Origin of the sequence: Paraburkholderia heleia NBRC 101817 (assembly GCF_000739775.1) — a bacterium.
Taxonomy (GTDB): domain Bacteria; phylum Pseudomonadota; class Gammaproteobacteria; order Burkholderiales; family Burkholderiaceae; genus Paraburkholderia; species Paraburkholderia heleia.
Window position 1 is genome coordinate 1 of record NZ_BBJH01000098.1, and the last position, 1126, is coordinate 1126.

At 59.7% G+C, this 1126-nt stretch carries 1 protein-coding gene; it reads right to left on the reverse strand.

Annotated features, from left to right (window positions below):
* Positions 1 to 1126: type VI secretion system Vgr family protein (locus BHE01S_RS35815; RefSeq protein ID WP_042273254.1), on the reverse strand; the 1126-nt coding region annotated here is incomplete at both ends.

Genomic DNA, 1126 nt, shown 5'->3' on the forward strand with positions numbered 1-1126 from the left:
TCCGGATGCAGGCTGTCATGCATTGCACCGATGATCACAGGCCGATTCGGATCCGAAGCAGTGAATACGAGCGCAACTTCCGCGGAATCGATCAGCGGAAAATGGTGCCCATAGTTGTCGCCGCTGTAGGGCTTGGCGAACCGTACCGGCCGGCTCGTCCCACCCGGGCTCCACTCATCCAGATCGAAGGGCAGCTTGATTACGTACCAGCCTTCTTCCGTCAAGTAGGCATATTTATAATTTCCGGGCGATGTAATACGCGCCGGCAGGATGCCGGTAATAGCGGGTCGCTGGATCGTATCCATGGAGGTCCGCCAGACCCGGTCGGACGGAATCCCCTCGAACGTCACCCGGTATGATTTGCTGCGCGCACCGTGCGAGCGCACCGACGTGATGAAGATCCCGTGCTTCGCATCGACCTGTACCGGGTCGACCTGCATGACCTCGCCAGCTTCCAGCCAGAACGGATTGCCGGTGCCGACGAAGCTGATCTGACCAGCCAGATGCGCCTCGTGCCGCAGACGCGCAATGTTTTTGCCCTCGTTTGGCGTTTCGTAGTGCTCACCCCAGTGGTAATCGACCGCATCGATGGTTTTGTCGCCCTTTGCCGCATTCTCCTCCACGAGCAGCGACACGTCGGCCTGCCGGTGGTTATAGTCGTGCAACCGCACTGACTCGGGCACGCGCGTGGTCCGTCGCCGCAGCGTCTTGATCGAGTCAGCGCCGACACTCTCGAGGCCCGAGTCACGACGATACGGTACGACGCGCTTTTTGCGCGCATACGCATCCAGATCGTCGCCGAACACCACTACCGCGTAGTCCTTCTTCTGCTCCCACCGGAACCAGATGCCTTCTTCGGCGCAGATACGCTGGATGAAGGCGAATGTGGTTTCGTGATACTGGGTGACGTACTCGTGCCGCTTGTATTTGCCACGCAGCTTGAAGACGAAGTCGACCCCGGCCCGGTAGCCGTAATGTCGCAACGTGTCGGTGATGATCTCTTCTACCGACTGTTTCTGGAACAGCCGGCTCATCGCCCCACGGTTGAGATCCGCCAGTTTCGGCTCGAGGATCACCCGGTAACGGGTTTCGTCGGCGGAAGTGTCGCACTCGTCGAACTTCGTGA